Source organism: Candidatus Nanopelagicales bacterium (assembly GCA_037045355.1).
Taxonomy (GTDB): Bacteria; Actinomycetota; Actinomycetes; order S36-B12.
On sequence record JBAOHO010000012.1, the window covers coordinates 294,896 to 313,865 of the forward strand.

The 18,970-nt window shown below is 65.9% G+C and carries 19 protein-coding genes and 2 tRNA genes; 15 read left to right on the forward strand and 6 right to left on the reverse strand.

What is annotated here, in order from left to right; all coding sequences use genetic code 11:
- Nucleotides 1–33: 33 nt before the first annotated feature.
- The 3 genes from yidD to rpmH form a co-directional block, all read right to left on the reverse strand.
- Nucleotides 34–408, reverse strand: a complete 375-nt coding sequence (gene yidD, locus V9E98_06160; GenBank protein MEI2716566.1) for a membrane protein insertion efficiency factor YidD — start codon at nucleotides 406–408, stop codon at nucleotides 34–36.
- Between the two features lie 98 nt (nucleotides 409–506).
- Complete coding sequence (gene rnpA, locus V9E98_06165; protein ID MEI2716567.1) at nucleotides 507–923, reverse strand: ribonuclease P protein component; 417 nt, start codon at nucleotides 921–923, stop codon at nucleotides 507–509.
- Nucleotides 924–934: 11 nt separating this feature from the next.
- Nucleotides 935–1,072, reverse strand: coding sequence for a 50S ribosomal protein L34 (gene rpmH / locus V9E98_06170; protein ID MEI2716568.1), 138 nt, complete (start codon nucleotides 1,070–1,072; stop codon nucleotides 935–937).
- A 523-nt stretch (nucleotides 1,073–1,595) separates the two neighbouring features.
- Here rpmH and dnaA point away from each other — a divergent pair.
- The 14 genes from dnaA to V9E98_06240 all read left to right on the forward strand — a co-directional run bounded on the left by dnaA (nucleotide 1,596) and on the right by V9E98_06240 (nucleotide 14,788).
- On the forward strand, nucleotides 1,596–3,107 hold the full coding sequence (gene dnaA / locus V9E98_06175; protein ID MEI2716569.1) for a chromosomal replication initiator protein DnaA: 1,512 nt from the start codon (nucleotides 1,596–1,598) through the stop codon (nucleotides 3,105–3,107).
- Nucleotides 3,108–3,362: 255 nt separating this feature from the next.
- The gene (locus V9E98_06180) at nucleotides 3,363–3,485 is read left to right on the forward strand and encodes a hypothetical protein (GenBank protein MEI2716570.1); all 123 of its coding nucleotides are present in this window, start codon (nucleotides 3,363–3,365) and stop codon (nucleotides 3,483–3,485) included.
- A gap of 515 nt (nucleotides 3,486–4,000) precedes the next feature.
- On the forward strand, nucleotides 4,001–5,113 hold the full coding sequence (gene dnaN / locus V9E98_06185; protein MEI2716571.1) for a DNA polymerase III subunit beta: 1,113 nt from the start codon (nucleotides 4,001–4,003) through the stop codon (nucleotides 5,111–5,113).
- A gap of 4 nt (nucleotides 5,114–5,117) precedes the next feature.
- Nucleotides 5,118–6,248 (forward strand): DNA replication/repair protein RecF, encoded by a 1,131-nt coding sequence (recF, locus tag V9E98_06190; GenBank protein MEI2716572.1) that lies wholly within the window; start codon nucleotides 5,118–5,120, stop codon nucleotides 6,246–6,248.
- Nucleotides 6,249–6,742: 494 nt separating this feature from the next.
- Complete coding sequence (locus tag V9E98_06195) at nucleotides 6,743–7,228, forward strand: DUF721 domain-containing protein (GenBank protein ID MEI2716573.1); 486 nt, start codon at nucleotides 6,743–6,745, stop codon at nucleotides 7,226–7,228.
- 310 nt (nucleotides 7,229–7,538) lie between these two features.
- The gene (gene gyrB / locus V9E98_06200) at nucleotides 7,539–9,506 is read left to right on the forward strand and encodes a DNA topoisomerase (ATP-hydrolyzing) subunit B (protein ID MEI2716574.1); all 1,968 of its coding nucleotides are present in this window, start codon (nucleotides 7,539–7,541) and stop codon (nucleotides 9,504–9,506) included.
- A 22-nt stretch (nucleotides 9,507–9,528) separates the two neighbouring features.
- The gene (gene gyrA / locus V9E98_06205; GenBank protein MEI2716575.1) at nucleotides 9,529–11,571 is read left to right on the forward strand and encodes a DNA gyrase subunit A; all 2,043 of its coding nucleotides are present in this window, start codon (nucleotides 9,529–9,531) and stop codon (nucleotides 11,569–11,571) included.
- The gene (locus V9E98_06210) at nucleotides 11,555–12,133 is read left to right on the forward strand and encodes a DNA gyrase C-terminal beta-propeller domain-containing protein (GenBank protein MEI2716576.1); all 579 of its coding nucleotides are present in this window, start codon (nucleotides 11,555–11,557) and stop codon (nucleotides 12,131–12,133) included. Before gyrA ends, V9E98_06210 begins: the two co-directional genes overlap by 17 nt.
- A 27-nt stretch (nucleotides 12,134–12,160) precedes the next feature.
- Nucleotides 12,161–12,712 carry a DUF3566 domain-containing protein gene (locus V9E98_06215; GenBank protein ID MEI2716577.1) on the forward strand — a complete coding sequence of 184 codons (552 nt, stop codon included), beginning with the start codon at nucleotides 12,161–12,163 and terminating at the stop codon, nucleotides 12,710–12,712.
- Nucleotides 12,713–12,769: 57 nt separating this feature from the next.
- Nucleotides 12,770–12,844: transfer RNA gene (locus V9E98_06220), tRNA-Ile, on the forward strand.
- Between the two features lie 44 nt (nucleotides 12,845–12,888).
- Nucleotides 12,889–13,224: a DLW-39 family protein gene (locus tag V9E98_06225; GenBank protein ID MEI2716578.1), complete on the forward strand. Its 336-nt coding sequence runs from the start codon at nucleotides 12,889–12,891 to the stop codon at nucleotides 13,222–13,224.
- 7 nt (nucleotides 13,225–13,231) lie between these two features.
- A tRNA-Ala gene (locus tag V9E98_06230) sits at nucleotides 13,232–13,304 on the forward strand.
- A gap of 42 nt (nucleotides 13,305–13,346) precedes the next feature.
- Nucleotides 13,347–13,865 (forward strand): peptidylprolyl isomerase, encoded by a 519-nt coding sequence (locus tag V9E98_06235; GenBank protein ID MEI2716579.1) that lies wholly within the window; start codon nucleotides 13,347–13,349, stop codon nucleotides 13,863–13,865.
- Nucleotides 13,866–14,056: 191 nt separating this feature from the next.
- Nucleotides 14,057–14,788 carry a rhomboid family intramembrane serine protease gene (locus tag V9E98_06240; GenBank protein ID MEI2716580.1) on the forward strand — a complete coding sequence of 244 codons (732 nt, stop codon included), beginning with the start codon at nucleotides 14,057–14,059 and terminating at the stop codon, nucleotides 14,786–14,788.
- Here the strand turns inward: V9E98_06240 and V9E98_06245 are convergent.
- Entirely contained in the window at nucleotides 14,714–15,667 is a 954-nt protein-coding gene (locus V9E98_06245) for an EamA family transporter (GenBank protein MEI2716581.1), read from the reverse strand. The genes V9E98_06240 and V9E98_06245 overlap by 75 nt on opposite strands.
- A 303-nt stretch (nucleotides 15,668–15,970) precedes the next feature.
- The gene (locus tag V9E98_06250) at nucleotides 15,971–16,243 is read right to left on the reverse strand and encodes a cell division protein CrgA (protein MEI2716582.1); all 273 of its coding nucleotides are present in this window, start codon (nucleotides 16,241–16,243) and stop codon (nucleotides 15,971–15,973) included.
- A gap of 157 nt (nucleotides 16,244–16,400) precedes the next feature.
- Between V9E98_06250 and V9E98_06255 the strand changes: the two genes are divergently transcribed.
- Nucleotides 16,401–17,030: an aminodeoxychorismate/anthranilate synthase component II gene (locus V9E98_06255; GenBank protein MEI2716583.1), complete on the forward strand. Its 630-nt coding sequence runs from the start codon at nucleotides 16,401–16,403 to the stop codon at nucleotides 17,028–17,030.
- Between the two features lie 59 nt (nucleotides 17,031–17,089).
- On the opposite strand, the gene pknB is transcribed toward V9E98_06255, so the two are convergent.
- Nucleotides 17,090–18,949, reverse strand: coding sequence for a Stk1 family PASTA domain-containing Ser/Thr kinase (gene pknB, locus V9E98_06260; protein ID MEI2716584.1), 1,860 nt, complete (start codon nucleotides 18,947–18,949; stop codon nucleotides 17,090–17,092).
- Between the last annotated feature and the right edge of the window lie 21 nt (nucleotides 18,950–18,970).

The window sequence follows — 18,970 nt, forward strand, 5'->3', positions numbered from 1 at the left end:
GCGGTGAACGGGATCGGAAACTCCGCTCAGCCGCTACCGCGGACGGGTGGCTGCTTCGCCTCCTGGATCGGCCTCCACCTCGCGTGCGGTTCCGTCGGGGTTCACCGGTGAACGCCATTGGCCCCGGCGGGGCACTTGGTCGATCCCGCCCTTGTTCCAGGGATTGCAGCGCACCAGGCGGCCCGCGGTGAGTAGGGAACCCTTCGCAGCCCCGTGACGGTGAATGGCGCGGACCCCGTACTCCGAACAGCAGGGATACAGCCGGCACGAGGGGGCCAGCAGCGGCGAGATAAGCCGCTGGTAGATGCGGATCACCCCGAGCAGCATCATGCGCACCGGCCATCCGATCACCCACAGCGCTCTGGTGACCCCCTGCCGCAACCGCAACCCGACCGATGTCGACTCCACCGACGAAGACGCGCCCGAGCCCCTCGACAGCGACGCTACGGGCGCTGACTTCGCCCTCCGGTCATGACTGTCTGCCTGCGGGAGCCGATCGGGTGCGGTCATGAGTGTGGTCCGCCGGCCGCTCGGCGGATGATGTTGTGGACATCGTCGCGCAGTGCGGAGTCACGCTCAGCGGCGCCCGGCAGGGCCCGCAGCACGAGAACAGAGCCAGGGGGCAGGGTCGACACCGAGTCCCGCGCAGCGTGGCGCAAGATCCTGCTCACCCGATGTCGGGTTACGGAGTTGCCGATCCGCTTCGAGACGACGAGTCCGACCAGTGCTGGCTCCGCGTCTGTTCGGGTCCTGCCGCCGGTTCCGATTGCGGTGTCGGTTCCGATTGCGGTGTCGGCTCTGGGTGCGGTGTCGGCTCTGGGTGCATAGTGCCCGAGCAGTGGCCCGGACCGGATCCGTCGACCGGTCCGGATGGTGGCGGCGAACTCTCGACTGCTGACCAGGCGGTGCCGCCGCGGCAGCATGATGGTGTGGGTCAGGCCGTCAGCTTGGCGCGGCCACGCGAGCGACGGGAGTTGACGATGGAGCGCCCCGCGCGGGTGCGCATTCTCAAACGGAATCCGTGCTTCTTCGCACGACGCCGATTGTTCGGCTGGAAGGTGCGCTTCGACATGGTGGGACTCCCGGAAAGACGCGGTGGGGTCGCGAGCCTGCGCCCGGCGACGCCCCAACGGTACGGACCCGACCCGATTCCGGTCAAACTGCGGGCGTATCCGTCACCCCACGACGTGCTCGGATCCGTGCATCCGGGCTCGGCCCGAGCTCGTCGCGACACCGAACCCGAGGCCGCTCCTGAACGGCATCGAAGCCCCGTTTCAGCAGCGATGCACCCACGGAATGTGGGCCGAACTCCCGACACCTGGGCCCCTCGGGCAATGGTGTCCGGGAAAGATAGGGCGATTCCGGTCACTGGTGAACGGGACACGCCGAAGCGGTCCCCCAGTTCCAGGAAAAAATGGGGATCTGCCTTGACGCGACCGGGGCTGCTGCGACTAAGGTCACACCGCACTGGAGGGGAAATCTTCGCAGCGTCACGCCGTTGGGGGCGGGTGCTGCGGCGACTCTATCCACAGCCTGTGAATACTGTTGTGAATCGTTATTCGCCGGCCGGATATCGCGAGGGGCTATGAATGGGCATGACGGATCTGAACGCGATCTGGCCGGAGGTACTGACCGAGATCACAGGTCCGGATGTCACTCCACATCAACGAGCGATCCTGGCGCTCACCTGCCCGGTAGGGGTCGTCGGCCACACCGTCGTCGTGGCGGTTCCGAACGACTTCACCCGTGACGCGGTCGAGACCCGGCACCGTGGGCCGTTGTCCGACAGTCTCGGGCGCCACATGGGCCAACGAGTCCAACTGGCGCTGACGGTCGATCCGGATCTAGCGCCCGGACCCGACGAAGCCACTACCGACGTCGTCGCTGATGCCACTTACGCCGCAGCCACCGAGACCGCTCCGGCACGCACCGGTGTCACCACGATCCCCGAGACCCCCCGGGTCTCACTGACCGGCGGCCCCATCAACCAACCCGCCGAGCGCACCGTCATCGAGCCGGTTCGCCCCGGCAGCGGCGGCCCCGGAACCCCTCGCCTCGAAGAAAGCCGGCTGAACCCGCGCTACACGTTCGACACTTTCGTCATCGGTTCGAGCAACCGATTCGCCCACGCCGCTGCCGTGGCAGCCGCCGAACAGCCCGCCCGCGCCTACAACCCACTGGTGATCTACGGGGAGAGTGGGCTGGGTAAGACCCACCTGCTGCATGCGATCGGCCACTACACGCGTGAGATGTACTCCGGGACCCGCGTGCGTTACGTGTCCAGCGAAGAGTTCACCAACGAGTTCATCAACTCGATCCGCGACGACAAGGCCGCCGTGTTCCAGCGCCGGTACCGCGACGTCGACCTCCTCCTCGTCGATGACATCCAGTTCCTGTCGGGCAAGGTCCAGACGCAGGAGGAGTTCTTCCACACGTTCAACACGCTGCACAACAACAGCAAGCAGATCGTGGTCACGTGCGACATCCACCCGCGGCAGCTGCCCGACTTCGAAGACCGGATGCGGTCGCGATTCGAGTGGGGCTTGATCACCGACGTTCAGCCCCCGGACCTCGAAACCCGGATCGCGATCCTGCGCAAGAAGACCAACCAGGAGGGCATGAACGTCGCCGACAACGTGCTCGAGTACATCGCCGACCGGATCTCCAGCAACATCCGCGAACTCGAGGGCTCCCTGATCCGGGTCACGGCGTTCGCCAGTCTCAACAACTCCCCGGTCGACCTCGATCTTGCCCAGGACGTGCTGAAGGACTTGATCACCGATCAGTCCCGCCCTGAGATCTCCGCCGGGCTGATCATGTCCGAGGCCGCCCAGTACTACGGATTCACCATCGAGGACCTGTGTGGGCCCTCGCGCAGCCGGAATCTTGTGGTCGCCCGGCAGGTGGCCATGTACCTGTGTCGGGAGTTGACCGATCTGTCATTCCCCAAGGTCGGCCAGGAGTTCGGGGGTCGGGACCACACCACGGTCATGCACGCCGAACGCAAGATCCGCAAGGAGATCGCCCAGCGGCGCAGTCTGTACAACCAGGTCGCCGACCTGACCCAGCGCATCAAGTCCGAGGCCCGGGCCAACCGCAGCTTCTGACCGTCCCGCGAGCCGGTCCGGCGCTGCCGGCGGGCCGCTCTTCTCGACGGCGTCCTCGCTCACTGAGCTCTTCTCCTGTCTCGACCGCTCTTCTCCTGTCTCGACCGCTCTTCTGCGTGTCTCGGCGAGGTTCTGCTGTCCTCTCGACGAGGTCCTTCTGTCCCTCTCGGTGGGCTGTCAAGGTGTCGCTTGGCCCTTGCAGAGTGTTTACACGCCGGATGTTTGGCTGTTACGCCCATCGGTTAGACAGGGGCCATGAACGTCCCCGCCGTGTCCGCCGCCATCATCGCCGCCGCAGCGGCCGGGGCCTTGGCAGCGGCGGCTGAAACCGCGATCGTCCGCTCGTGGGACCGCCGGATCGAAGACCTCTACCGGTGATTCCCAATGCTCACGGCTCCAAGAAATCCTTACTGCTGTCGCCCTTCGTTCCATCGTTCGGGGGCCCGTCATTTGAACGCTCGGGGCCCACTTCATGTTGATACGTTCGGGGGCCCGTCATTTGATCGTTCAAGGAACTGTGCAACGGATGTGCACCGCCGGGGGATCGACATGATTGTCATTCCGGATCGTGCGGGACAACCACAAGTCGTCTGACCGTTCGTCCCCGGTCATCAACAGATACACCCGACTCACCCACACCCCCTGCGGATCACGGCGCGCCGGGCCCCCGCTGCAACACCGGGATATCCACACTGTCCCCAGTACCTACGATGACGACTACTCCTCTCCATTCATCCAGTGAAGAACCATCTTGGTGTGTGTGGACAAGCTCCGGTCTTCTGTTCAAGCGACTTGGTGGAAGGGGCTGCAACGGGCCATCCACCGACCAGCGCAGATGGTCCCTGCGCACCGATGCGTATGTCAGGATTAGCCACTGATGTCCGGGAGGGCCAATGAAGATCCGCGTCGAGCAGGAGGATCTCGCAGAAGCAGTCGCATGGGCGGCTCGCACGCTGCCGACTCGTCCTACCAGCCCGGTGTTGACCGGGGTCCGCCTCAGCGGCGAAGGTGACCGGGTCCAGCTGTCGGCGTTCGATCTGGAAGTTTCCGCCAAAGCCGATGTTGCCGCTGTCATCGACGAACCAGGTGTCGCCATCGTCAACGGCCGGCTGCTCTCCGAGATCGCGAAGGCGCTGCCGGCCCAACCCGTGGAACTTGGTCTGGAGGGCAGCCGCGTCACGGTTCGCTGTGGTCGCTCGTCATTCGGACTCCCCACCTTGCCAGTCGAGGACTATCCGCAACTTCCTGAACTCCCTCCCCACGCGGGACAAGTCGCCGCAGCTGACTTCGCGGAAGCTGTGGGACAGGTGGCCATCGCCTCCAGTCGCGACGACACCCTTCCAGTCCTCACCGGGATCCGGGTCGAGTTGTCCTCCGACACCATGCGGCTCGCCGCCACCGATCGCTACCGACTGGCTGTCCGCGACATCCCCTGGCAGCCCAGCGGCGGCGGATCCGACCATTTCGCACTGGTGAAGGGCCGGCAACTGGCCGACCTCGCTCGTTCCCTCGGACACTCCGATTCGGTACAGATCGCTCTTGGCGAAGGTGACGACGGCCGAATCGGCTTCGGGGTCGACGGGCGCGAACTTGTCACAAGACTGCTCGGCGGGGACTTCCCCCGCTATGAGCAGTTGCTCCCCACCGAGTCGCACACCCTCGCACGCGTCGACACTGCCGCGTTGGCCGAGGCCGTCAAGCGGGTCAAACTCGTCGCTGCGGAGCGGACCACTCCCATCAAACTGAACTTCAGCGACGGTGAGGTCATGTTGAGCGCAGGCGCGTTCGATGACGCCCAGGCCATGGAGTCCTTGGAGTGTTCCATGGACGGAGACAGCCTCGAGATCGCCTTCAACCCCGACTACCTGCTGGATGGCCTGGGGGCCATCGGCGACGCGGAGACGACGCTGTCGTTCACCACGGCCGCCAAGCCCGCCGTACTGAGCCCCGGGGGCGACGCCGCTGATTACAAGTACCTGCTGATGCCGGTGCGCCTGAGTAGCTGACCCGATGTGGGTCAAGCGCCTGCACCTGGTTGATTTCCGCTCATATGACGAGATCGACCTGGCCCTCGATCCCGGTGCGGTCGTCCTGTTGGGCCCCAACGGTCAAGGGAAGACCAACATCGTCGAGGCGATCGCCTACTGCGCTGCGCTGGACAGTCACCGGGTTCACGGCGATGCGGCTTTGGTGCGCTCCGGCGCTGAGCGGGCCGTCATCCGGATGACCGTCGTCGTGGGGGACCGGGAGACCACGGTCGAACTGCAACTGAATCCGGGAAAGTCGAATCGGGTCCAGATCAACGGCCAACCCGTCACCCGCAACCGCGATGTCGTAGGGACGGTTCGCTGTTCACTGTTCGCCCCTGAGCATCTGCGCCTGGTCAAAGGCGATCCTGCCGATCGCCGCCGCTTCCTCGACTCCGTCATGGTCCAGGTCGCTCCCCGCTACATCGCCGTACGCGCCGACTTCGAGCGGGTGCTCAAGCAGCGCAACGCCGCCCTGCGCAGCCTCGCCTCCGCGCCCGGCTCCGAGGCGGAGGCGGTACTGACGGCTTGGGACGACCGTTACGTGCCGATCGCGGCCGAACTGACGTGGGGCCGCATCAACGCGGTGCGGCAACTCGCTGACGTCGTGGCGGATTCGTATCGCCGGATCAGTCCGGCTGCCGACCAGGTCGAGGTCGAGTACGAGTCGTCGGTGGCCGAATCCCGCCGGTGGGACTCCAAGGACGTGTTGGCCGCCGACCTGCAACAGGAACTTGCGGTGCGACACCGCGACGAGGTGCGCCGGGGAGTCACGCTGGTCGGCCCCCACCGTGACGACATGGCGCTGTCCCTGAACGGCCACGCGGCCCGGGGCTACGCCAGTCACGGTGAGGCGTGGTCGCTGGCGCTGGCGCTGCAACTGGCGTCGTTTCACGTGCTGCACCGCATTGCGGACGACCCTCCCGTGCTGGTCCTCGACGATGTCTTCGCCGAACTCGACGAGAAGCGCCGTGACCGCCTGCTCGACGCAGTTGCTGATGCCGAACAGGTCCTCGTCACCGCGGCCGTGCCGGCCGATGTCCCGGCCCGGTTGAACGCCCAGATCATCACTGTCAGCAAGGACAGCGGACTGTCCCAACTCTCAATGCCGTAGTACACCGGACCCCGCCTCATTCCCGTCATCCCGCGATCCCGCTTCCCGCCATCCCGCTGTCCCACCACAGCCCTCTCTCCCGCCAAATACGGCTGGATTTCGTCCTCGGTTGGCGGGTTCACGTCATTCCAGCGGCGAACTCGGTGCGCTCAGGGAACTCGGGGAAATCGGTGCGCTTGGTGGACTCGATGGGTAGCCCGGGCCCCTGGTCGCGCTGCACCGCCGAGGAGGCATGAGGTCAGGGTCGAGCTCGGCACGTCCGGCCCGAATCCCGCCACCGGGTGCCTCAATCACGCCGTACGCGGCAAGGTACGAGCAGCGCGACGGGCGGCGCGATGCGAGCGCGGCGACGGGAAGCGCGACGAGGCCGCGAGTAGACGCCAAGAGAGCGCGACGGGGAGCGAGACGGGCAGCCAGACGAGGGTGCGACGAGAGCGAGACGAGACATGGTCGCAGCTGACGAGCAGTCGGACCGGACGCGTATTCTGGCGGCCATGAGTACCGACCCCGCGCTGGCCGCTCTGGCTCGGGTCCGGATGGCGACATCGAACCGAGCCAAGGAGCGGTACCGGCCGGTTGTCAGTCCGACGTTGAGTTCCGCGGTCCCCGACGATCGGGACCCGCAACTGCTGGGTCGCTGCGTCGACACGTGGGTCCGCGGTAACGGCTACGGTCACGAGATCGCCGTCGCGGGCCTGGCCGATCGATGGCAGGCGATCGTGGGTCCCCAGGTGGCCGACCACGTGTCCGTGCAAGGTTTTACCCCGGGGCCCCGCGGTGGCGAGCTGATCATCGTGGCCGACGCGGCCGAGTGGGCGGTGCAGCTGAAGTACCTCGTGCCCAAGATCCAACAACGCATCGATGAGGAGCTGGGCGCCGGTGTCGTGACGAACGTGATCGTGCGAGGACCCGGACGGACCACCACGGGGGGGTGGCGGGTGCGCACCGGTCGACGCAGCCCGCGCCTCAATTCCACCTGATCCCGCGATTCGTCCACCTGATCTCACGATCGTCCACCTGATCCCGCGATTCGTCTGATTGATCCAAAGATCCTCGGCCTGATCCAAAGATCGACTGACCGGTCCAAAGATCGGATCGACCGACTGATCGGAAGATCGCGCCTCTTACGATGGCGGGCCCTTCCTGTGTGGGGGGGATCAAGGACGGGGGTCGATCCCCGGAAATCGCCCTTCTCGGCCCGTCGCGTGCAGGGGTCGGTCAGCAAACACGGTAAACTGTGGGTCTGCCGCACTCCGATCTGGGGTGTTCCCACCCGAAGGAGATCAGCCTGTGTCCTACGACGCCAGTGCGATCACTGTCCTCGAAGGTCTGGAAGCCGTCCGCAAACGGCCCGGCATGTACATCGGCTCCACCGGTGAGCGGGGGCTGCACCACCTGGTCTACGAAGTCGTCGACAACGCCGTCGACGAGGCCATGGCCGGCTACTGCGACCGCATCGACGTCACCCTTCTCGCCGATGGCGGGGTCCGCGTGGTCGACAACGGCCGGGGCATCCCGGTGGACATCCAGGAGAGCGAAGGCCGCCCCGCGGTCGAGGTGGTCCTGACCGTCCTCCACGCGGGCGGCAAGTTCGGAGGCGGGGGCTACTCGGTCTCCGGCGGCCTGCACGGAGTCGGTGTCTCGGTGGTCAACGCCTTGTCGACCAGACTCGATGTCGAGGTTCGCCGCGACGGCTCCCATTGGCAGCAGAGTTTCGACGTGGGAGTTCCCGCGGCGGATCTTGTAAAGGGCGAGCCGACCGCGGAGACCGGGACAAGCATCACGTTCTGGGCCGACCCCGACGTCTTCGAGACCACCCGCTACGACTTCGAAACCCTGTCTCGTCGCTTCCAGGAGATGGCCTTCCTCAACAAGGGCCTCACCATCGCCCTGCACGACGAGCGTGAGCATGCGGCCCCTGACCCCGAACTCGACGACGAGGACGAAGTCGAGGCTCTCCACGACGTCGTCTACCACTACGCCGGCGGCATCGCCGACTTCGTGGTGCATCTGAACGCCACCAAGGGCGCGGCCAACCCGACCGTCATCCACTTCGAGGCCGAAACCGACGACCAGCACATGGCCGTCGAGATCGCGTTGCAGTGGAACCAGGGCTTCAGCGAGTCGGTCTACACCTTCGCCAACACCATCAACACGGTTGGCGGTGGCACGCACGAAGAGGGTTTCCGCTCCGCACTCACCACGCTGATGAACAAGTTCGCGCGTGAGTGGGGGATCCTCAAGGACAAACAACCGAACCTGTCCGGCGACGACATCCGCGAGGGCCTCACCGCCATCGTGTCGGTCAAGCTCGCCGAACCGCAGTTCGAAGGCCAGACCAAGGGCAAGCTCGGCAACACCGAGGCCAAGACCTTCGTGCAGAGAGTCGTCAACGACCACCTCGGCGCCTGGCTCGAAGCCAACCCGACCGAGGGCAAGTCGATCGCCCGAAAGTCCGTCGACGCCGCTGCGGTGCGGCTCGCGGCCCGCAAGGCGCGTGATCTGGCGCGCAACCGCAAGGGACTCCTCGGTGGGGCGGGGCTGCCGGGCAAGCTCATCGACTGCTCCGGGCGCGATCCCGAACGCAACGAACTGTTCATCGTCGAGGGCGACTCGGCCGGTGGCAGCGCACGCAGCGGCCGCGACCCCAAGACCCAGGCCATCCTCCCCATCCGCGGGAAGATCCTCAACGTCGAGAAGTCCACGCCCGACCGGGCGCTAGGCAACAACGAGGTCCAAGCGATCATCTCCGCGCTGGGCACCGGGGTCGGCGAAGAGTTCGACCGCGACAAGTTGCGCTACCACAAACTGGTGCTGATGGCCGATGCCGACGTCGACGGCCAGCACATCCGCACACTGCTCCTCACGTTCCTCTATCGCTACATGAGGCCCCTGGTCGAGGACGGCTTCATCTACCTCGCGCAGCCCCCCCTGTACAAGATCGAGTGGACCAGCGGCCCCGTCGAGTTCGCGTATTCGGACCGTGAACGAGACGCGCTCATCGCAGCCGGTCGGGCCGAGGGTCGGCGCATGAAGAAGGGCGAGGAGGTCCAGCGCTACAAGGGCCTCGGCGAGATGAACGCCAGCGAACTGTGGGAGACCACCATGGATCCCTCCCGGCGGATCATGTTGCAGATCACCGTCGACGACGCCTACCGCGCCAACGAGATCTTCGAAGAACTCATGGGCGACGACGTCGAGGCCCGCCGCAGCTTCATCCAGCGCAACGCCCGCGATGTCCGGTTCCTGGACATCTGACCGCGACCTGTGAGGACCAACAATGCCTGACGACGACATCCCCACGACCGAGCCCGACGCCGCCCCGGGCGGGCGGATCGACGTCGTCGACCTGAACACCGAGATGCAGCGGTCCTACATGGACTACGCGATGTCAGTCATCGTGTCCCGCGCGCTGCCGGACGTCCGGGACGGGCTCAAGCCGGTCCACCGCCGGGTCATCTACGCCATGTACGACGGCGGCTACCGACCCGACCGCGCCACATCGAAGTGCGCGCGCGTCGTCGGCGACGTCATGGGCAACTACCACCCGCACGGCGACAACGCCATCTACGACACCTTGGTCCGCCTCGCGCAGCCCTGGAGCCTGCGCTACCCACTCGTCATCGGGCAGGGCAACTTCGGCTCCCCGGGCAACGACCCCGCGGCCGCCATGCGTTACACCGAGTGCAAGATGGCGCCGCTGGCCATGGAGATGGTCCGCGACATCGACGAAGAGACCGTCGACTTCGTTCCCAACTACGACGGCAAGACTCAAGAACCGGTCGTCCTGCCCGCGCGCTTCCCCAACCTGCTGGTCAACGGCAGTGCCGGGATCGCGGTCGGAATGGCCACCAACATCCCGCCGCACAACCTGCGCGAAGTGGCCGACGGTGCACTGTGGGCGCTGGAGCACCCGGAAGCGGAACGCGAGGAACTCCTCGCAGCACTGATCGCCCGCATCAAGGGCCCGGACTTCCCCACGGGCGGTCTGATCACCGGGCGCCGCGGCATCGAGGAGGCCTACCGCACCGGCCGCGGGTCCATCGTCATGCGCGCCGTCGTCGAGGTCGAGGAAGACAACCGGGGACGGCAACTGCTGATCGTCACGGAACTTCCCTACCAAGTCAACCCCGACAACCTTTTGTCGAAGATCGCCGAGTTGGTGCGCGACGGCAAACTCGCCGGCATCAACGACGTCCGCGACGATTCGTCGTCGCGCACCGGCATGCGGCTGGTCGTCGAACTCAAGAAGGACGCTGTCGCCCAGGTCGTTCTGAACAACCTCTACAAGCACACGCAACTGCAGGACACCTTCGGTGCGAACATGTTGGCCCTGGTCGACGGCGTCCCCCGCACGCTCACCCTCGATCGGTTCATCAAGTTCTGGATCACCCATCAGATCGAGGTCATCCAACGCCGCACTCGCTACCGGCTGCGCAAGGCCGAGGAACGCGCCCACATCCTGCGCGGCTACCTCAAAGCACTCGACGCGATCGACGAGGTCGTCGCCCTGATCCGGCGCTCACCGACCGTCGACGATGCCCGTACCGGGCTGATGGAACTGCTCGACATCGATGAGATCCAGGCCACCGCGATCCTGGACATGCAGTTGCGGCGGCTGGCTGCACTGGAACGACAGAAGATCCTGGACGAGTACCAGGAACTCATGGTCAAGATCGCCGACCTCACCGACATCCTCGAACGCCCCGAACGCCAGCGGCAGATCATCGCCGACGAGCTGCGCGAGATCGTCGACAAGTACGGCGACACCCGCCGGACCCAGTTCGCCGCCTGGGAAGGCGACATGGCCGACGAGGACTTCATCGCCGAGACGGACGTCGTGGTCACCATCACCCGCTCCGGATACGCCAAGCGCACGCCACTGGACCTCTACCGCTCCCAACGCCGCGGCGGCAAGGGCGTCAAGGGTGCCCTCCTGCGGGCCGACGACGTCGTGCAACACCTGTTCGTCACGACCACGCACCACTGGATCCTCTTCTTCACCACCAAGGGGCGGGTCTACCGAGCCAAGGCCTATCAACTGCCCGAAGCCGGACGTGATGCCAAAGGCCAGCACGTGGCGAACCTGCTGGCATTCCAGCCGGACGAGGCCATCGCGCAGGTCGTCGCGCTGCGCACCTACGCCGACGCCCCCTACCTGGTGCTGGCCACCCGCGAGGGCAGGGTCAAGAAGACGGCCCTGGGGGAGTACGACTCGGCTCGCACGGGCGGCATTGTCGCCATCAATCTCGTGGACGGCGACGAGTTGATCTCTGCGGAATTCGATCACATCCGACGACGATCTGATGCTGGTGTCCCGTAAGGGCATGTCCGTGCGGTTCCGGGCCGACGACGCCACCCTGCGTCCGATGGGGCGGGCCACCAGTGGGGTCGGTGGAATCCGGCTCGCGCCCGGTGACAACCTGCTCGCCATGCAGGTCGCGCACGGCGACGAGTACCTCGTCACGGTGACCGACGGCGGCTACGGCAAGCGCACTCCGGTGTCCGAATGGGCCCGCAAGGGCCGCAACATCAAGGGCGTCCGGGCGATGCGCCTGGTCAGCGAACGGGGTGCCCTCGTGGGTGCGCTGATCTGCGAGTCCGGAGACGAGATTCTCGCCATCGCGGACAGTGGCGTGGTCATCCGATGCCCTGTCGATGAGATCCGCACCACAAGCCGAGACACCATGGGTGTCTCACTCATGGGTCTCGGTGAGGGACAATCGGTTGTTGCCGTCGCCCGCGCGGCGGAACGAGAAGAAGACGACAGCGACGACACGGTGGTTCCGGACACTGATTCCGGCTCGGCCGCGGAGTCACCCGACGCACCCGATGAACCAGACGGTGCCGGTAGTCTCACCGGCGGACATGAGGAACTCTCATGACCCCCGTGAGGGCCAAGAGGAGGCCGCATGACGAACCCACCAGGTCCCGGTCGGACCGTGGCCGCCCCTCGGGTGGTCCCGACCGCCGATACCCGGGTGATCCCGGCGGTCGACCCGAATCAACGGGCAGTCCCCACTCCACCACCGTCCGCAGTCAACCAGGCCCAGGAGGCGCGCATGTCGCGAGCTGATGCACCTGCTCCCAAGGCGCGCGCCCGCCACGCGCACCTGTTCGTCACGCACATCGACCCGTGGTCGGTCATGAAGAACGCGTTCATGCTGTCGATCGCGATCGCCATCGTGATCATCGTGGCCGTCACCGTGCTGTGGAGCATGCTGTCGTTGAGCGGCACGCTCGATGCCATCACCCGCACGATCACCGACATCGCCGGCGGCGGGGCCAACAGCATCGATGCCTCCAGCCTTTTCTCGTTCTCGCGGGTCGTGGGCATCTCGGCGCTGTTGTCCGTGCTCGAGGTCATCCTGCTCACCGCGCTGGCGACCCTGTTCGCCTTCCTGTACAACCTGGCCGTCGGCATCACCGGTGGTCTACAGGTCACCCTCACCGACGACTCCTGATCCACCCGGGCGGATTTCACTCGACTCGACGCGTCAGATAACCTTTCGGGTGTTCGCGGGCCTATAGCTCAGCCTGGTTAGAGCGCTTCCCTGATAAGGAAGAGGTCGATGGTTCAAGTCCATCTAGGCCCACGCTGGCGGCCGTTCCGCCCAGCGCCCGACGAAGGGATAGGCGCATGAGCGCTTTCAAGAAAGTCCTGTTGATCGGTGCCGTCGCAGGCGTCGGCTACCTGGTGTATCGCCAGCGCATGGCGTCTCGCGCCGAGGACGATCTGTGGAGTGAAGCCACCAACGCCCCCGACCTGACGAGTGCCTACCAGCCCGTCTTCGACTCTCCGGCACCCGAGAAGGAAGCCGCCCCAGCGCCCAAGCCGGCGACTGCGAAGGCTCCGGACAAGCCCGCCGCCGAGAAGGCCGAGGCGGTCAAGGATGCCGCCAAGGACGCGGCGAAGGACGCCGGAGATCAGGTCAAAGACGCTGCCAAGGGTGCCGCGGGCGATTCGTCGTCCTGACGGCTCCGGGGGCGTAGCTCAACTGGCAGAGCACCGCCTTTGCAAGGCGGGGGTTGAGGGTTCAAGTCCCTTCGCCTCCACCCGGTAGGGCGCTGTCGTGCGTCCCATGGCAGGATCACGCTGTGACCACCTACGCGACTCTGCACACCACCAAGGGCGACATCAAGGTCGAACTGTTCGACAACCATGCCCCGAAGACAGTCCGCAACTTCGTGGGCCTGGCGACCGGCGAGATCGAATGGACCCATCCGGGCACGGGCAAGAAGACCACTGACCCGTTGTACAACGGGGTGATCTTCCATCGCGTGATCCCGCAGTTCATGATCCAAGGCGGCGACCCCGTCGGGCGGGGAACCGGTGGGCCTGGCTACCGCTTCGCCGACGAGTTCCATCCGGAGCTTCAGTTCGACAAGCCCTATCTGTTGGCCATGGCCAACGCCGGACCGAACACCAACGGATCGCAGTTCTTCATCACCACCGCCGCGACCCCGTGGCTCGACCGCAAGCACACCATCTTCGGCGCCGTGATCGAAGGCCAGGACGTCGTGGACGCCATCGAATCGGTTCCCACGGGTGCCCAGGATCGCCCCGTGACCGATGTCGTCATCACCGGCATCGACATCGAGCGGAGCGAATCCTGACCGAGCCGACGCCGGCGGTTCCGGCCGCTGCGCCGGTCTGCTACCGGCATCCCGACCGCGAGACCTACATCACCTGTGCTCGCTGCCACCGTCCGATCTGTCCGGACTGCATGGTGGACGCGTCAGTGGGATTTCATTGCCCGGAGTGTGTGGCGCAGGCAGCCGCCCGGTCACGCTCGCCCATCACCCCGATGGGTGGAACGCCGATCCGCCGGGCCACGGTCACACAGGTGCTGATCGGCATCAATCTGGTCGCGTTCGTCCTTGAACTCGTGGCGGGCCTGGACGGGGTGATCACCGGTTTTGGAATGTCCCCGGCCGCGGTGTCGGTCGGCGGGGAATGGTGGCGCTTGCTGACCGCCGCGTTCCTGCACGGTGGGTTTCTGCACATCGCGTTCAACATGTACGTCCTGTGGGTGATCGGACCGCAACTGGAGTCGGTGTTCGGCCACATCCGGTACCTCATCTTGTTCCTGCTGTCCGCTCTGGGCGGCAGCGTCGTGTCGTACACATTCGGGCCGTTCGCCACCGTCTCCGTCGGTGCGAGTGGCGCGATCTTCGGGCTCATGGCGGCACTGATCGTGGCGGGTCGGTCGATGCGCGCCGACGTCACTCAGATCGTCATCTTGTTGGTGATCAACGTGGTGATCGGCTTCGTCGCCCCCGGTATCGACTGGCGGGCGCACCTCGGAGGAGCCGTCGTCGGAGCCGTCGTGGCTGCCGTCATGGCCTACGCGCCGAAGGATGGCCGCGTGCTGTGGCAGAGCCTCGGGGTTCTCGCGGTGTGCGCGATTCTGGTGACGATGATGCTGCTGCGAACCGCCCAGATCAACGGTGAGGTAGCCCTGCTAATCGACAACAGCGGGCAGGCGATGGCCGGACCGACTGAGCAGCGCCAGGACGATCCCGGCGATCACCAGTAGCGCGCCCACGAGTTGCACCGCGGCGGCCGTTTCGCCGAACAACCACCAGGCCACCGCACCCGCGGCGATCGGTTCGGCCGTGGCCAGGACGCTGACTGTGGTGGCGGGGACCCACCGCATGGCCGAGGTCTCGGCTGCGAACGGAACGACAGTGCCCAGTGACACCAGCCACGCGAAGAGCAGGATCGCTGGGACCATGAGGCCGCTGATGGGCAGTGTGATCGGACTGCTGTAGTCGACCTCCCACACCGGGATCAGGGTCGGAATCAGCGGCGTGGCGAGCAACCACACGACCGCCGCGATAGCGAATCCCCAGAAGCTGACGACGAACGGATTCGTGTCCGCGACCAGTTCCTCACCCACCACGAAGTACACGGCGAACGACAGTCCCGCTCCGAAAGCCGCGGCCACTCCCCAGGGGTCGAGTCCCGACAAGCCGGCCCCGGCGACCAGTGCCAGACCGATCACGGTCAAGGCCAGCGCGGGCCACAGTAGGTTGCTGACGAACTGCCGCTGCACGAAGCGGGCCCACAATGCGACCCACACCGGTCCGAGGAACTCGATGAGCAGCGCCAACCCGATCGGGATGCGCGCGATGGCCTCGAAGTACAGCGCCTGGACCAAGGCCAGCCCCAGGATCCCGTACACGACGATTCGCGTGCGGTGGTGAGCCGGAAGGCGGAAGGAGCGTCCGGCCACCAACAGGATGACCGCGAGCAGCACGGTCGCCCCCAGGGCGCGGAATTGGGACAACGTCCACGCGGAGACCCCGGTGTCCAGGATGAGGCGCGAGACCGCGGCGTTCAGGGAGAAACAGGTGACCCCGATGAGAACGAGTGTGTAGCCGCGCACCGAGCCACCGAGCGGCGAGTTATCCACAGCCTTGTCCCCAGTGGGGAAAACTTACACGGTTGTAGTTCGGGGGATCACCCGGAATGTCCCGGTTGTGGAAACCTGTGGAAACTGGTGTGACCTGCGCCCTATGGCAACCACTATTTGCGTGACAACGCTTACGTTTTGTGGTCCCTGGCGGGGTAGTTGGCCACAAACGGGTAACTCGTACTTGCGCACCGAAACCACACGAGCACGCTGCGTCATGAGGATCCGAGCAGACTGTGGATAACTGTGGGGATGACGCGGGCCCACTCTCTGGCGGAGATCCCTCCCAACCGGTGGGAACTCCTACTGCCACTTGGTGGACAGGAAGAACCCAGCGGCGATGAAGACGAAGCCGATCGCCACGTTCCAGCCTGCCAACGGACCCATCACCGGATTCTCCGGCGCGATGTACCACGTCACGATCCACAGCAGCCCGATCACAAAAAGTGCGACCATCACGGGCGCCACCCAACGAGCACCGTCGACCTTCACCGGAATGCGGCTGGGAGCCGATTCGCCGGCCTTCTTAGGCGGCGGCGTGTAGGCCTGCTTCTTGCGGCGGCGCGACTCCGGCACGGCGTTCCTTTCGCTGGACTGACCCCATGATGCCCCACGGGGCCAATGACTTCCACGAGACCGCTGTCTACTCTGGTGATCTCACGCCGCATCACCGAGGATCCGCACCAGTGCACCTGCCCCGGACGCCACCTGCGAGCCCCAGGATGGAGATTTCATGAGCCTGTCCGTCCTCGTCGTCGACAACTACGACTCGTTCGTGTTCAACCTCGCGCAGTACCTGCAGCAGTTGGGTGCCGACGTCACCGTGCTCCGCAACGACGAAGTTCCGCTGGACGCGGTGCCGGACTACGACGGCGTGCTGCTCAGCCCCGGTCCGGGCACACCAGCTGATTCCGGGGTCTGCCCCGACATCGTGCGCCGCTTCGGCCCAACTGTGCCCGTCTTCGGCGTGTGTCTGGGGCACCAGGCGATCGCCGAGGTCTACGGTGCCGTCGTGGATCGCGCTCCTGAACTGCTGCACGGCAAAACGTCCCTGGTGGTCCATGACGGTCGCGGAGTGTTCACCGGGATTCCGTCACCGTTCACGGCCACCCGCTACCACTCGCTGGCGGTCGACCCGGCGACGGTTCCGAGCGAACTCGAGGTGTCCGCACACACCCAGGACTCGGGAGTGATCATGGGTATTCGGCACCGGGAGTACCCGGTCGAGGGGGTGCAGTTCCACCCGGAATCCGTCATGACCGAGCACGGCCACCGACTGCTGGCCAACTGGCTGACCAGTTGCGGCGACGCGGACGCGGTGGCGCGCAGTGCGGGACTGCGACCCGTCGTCCAACAGGGCTGACCGGAGTCCCACGACTCGGCATCCCGGGTCGACTCAGGCTCGGGTTTAGGAGCTCGGCGTCAGTTCGGAACGGTGTTGCCCTCGCCCTCGGGGGCCGGCCTGTTGGTGGGTGCGGACGACTGACCCTGTCGGTTGGGGTTCTGCTGGTTGCCGCTGGACACCGTTGGTGTGGGGGTGCTCGTGGGTCCGGTCGAGATCGTGATGGTCACCGTCTCCCCGCGCGCGATGGTCGTGCCCGCGTTGGGGGACTGCGCCAGCACCGTGCCCGCGATCTCGTCGCTGGACTGGGAAGTCACCGTGACGTTCAGACCCACATTCGACAGTGCACTGCGGGCCTGTTGCTCGGAGTCGCCCACGACATCTGGGACGAGCACCAGCCCGTTCGACACGGTGATGTTCACCTCGGTGCCCGCATCGACGTTGGTGCCCTGCTCCGGGCTCTGACTCAGCACGTAGCCCTGGGGTTGGTCGCTGTCGCGGGACTGGACGTCACCGAGCTTCAGTTTGCTCGACTCCAACTGTTTGGAAGCGTTCTCCGGGCTTGTCATACCGACGACATTGGGTACGACGGTCTGGCCGGGGCCGCCGGACACCGTGACGTTGACCGCCTGACCCTTCTCCAGTGACTCCCCCGCGGAGGGGTCCTGGGACAAGATGGTGCCCTCGGGGCGGTCGGAGGCCTCGGCGGTCTCGGTACCGAGCCGAAGGCCGCTCGCGTTGAGCGTGTTCTCGGCCTGCGTGAGGGTCTGGCCGACCACTTTGGGGACCTGAACCGTGTCGGGTTTTGAGTTGCCGGACATGGACATGAACGCCCAGGTGATGCCGCCCACGAGCAGAAGGAGTGCCGCGATGATTCCCACCCACAGCCACGGGCTGCGCTTCTTGTCCTCGTCGGTGGGCGGACCGCCGGCCTGGTCGGAGACGGGATTCATCATGGCCGTCGGTTCCGGCACAGCCGCGACGACGGGGACGGGCGCGGTCACCGGAGCACCGACGATGGCGCGGTCGACGTCGGACTTGAACTCGGCAGCCGTCTGGTAGCGCTGATCGGGGTTCTTGGCCAGGGCACGGAGCACGACCGCATCGACCTGCGGAGTCACCTGGCTGTCGAGCTGAGACGGGGGTGTGGGGTGCTCGCTCACATGCTGGTAGGCCACAGACACGGGTGACTCGCCGACGAACGGAGGTCGGTCGGTCAGCAATTCGTAGAGCACACAGCCGGTGGAGTACAGGTCGGAGCGGGCATCGACCACCTCGCCGCGGGCCTGCTCCGGAGACAGGTACTGCGCGGTGCCCATGACCTGGGACGTTGCCGTCATGGTCTGACCTTGCGCAGCCAGGGCCCGGGCGATGCCGAAGTCCATGACCTTGACCTCGCCGCTCTTGTTGAGCATGACGTTGGCGGGCTTGATGTCCCGGTGCACGATGCCGTGGCGGTGACTGTAGTCGAGTGCAGCGAGGATGCCCGAGGTGATCTCCAAGGCCCGCTCGGGCAGCAGCCGGCGACCGCTGCCCAGCAGCTGCCGCAGCGTCATGCCGTCGACGTACTCCATGACGATGTAGGGCACGGTGACGGCTGTCGGACCGGAACCGAGAGTGTCCTCACCGGTGTCGTAGACGGCGACGATGTTGGGGTGGTTCAGGGCGGCTGCGCTGTGAGCCTCACGCCGGAACCGCTGATGGAAGGACGGGTCGCGGGCCAACTCGGGGCGCAGGATCTTGACCGCGACGCGGCGTCCGAGCCGTAGGTCATAGCCTTCGTGCACCTCGGCCATGCCACCGCGGCCGAGAGTGTCGCCGATCTCGTAGCGGTCGCCGAGCATCGTCGTGCCGGTGCCGGGGGGAACGACCGGGTTGGTGCCCGGATCCCGCGGGGTGGGTTCGGGAACACCCCCACCGCTGGGCGGAACATCAGTCATTACGAAGCCCTCCTCGAGCCG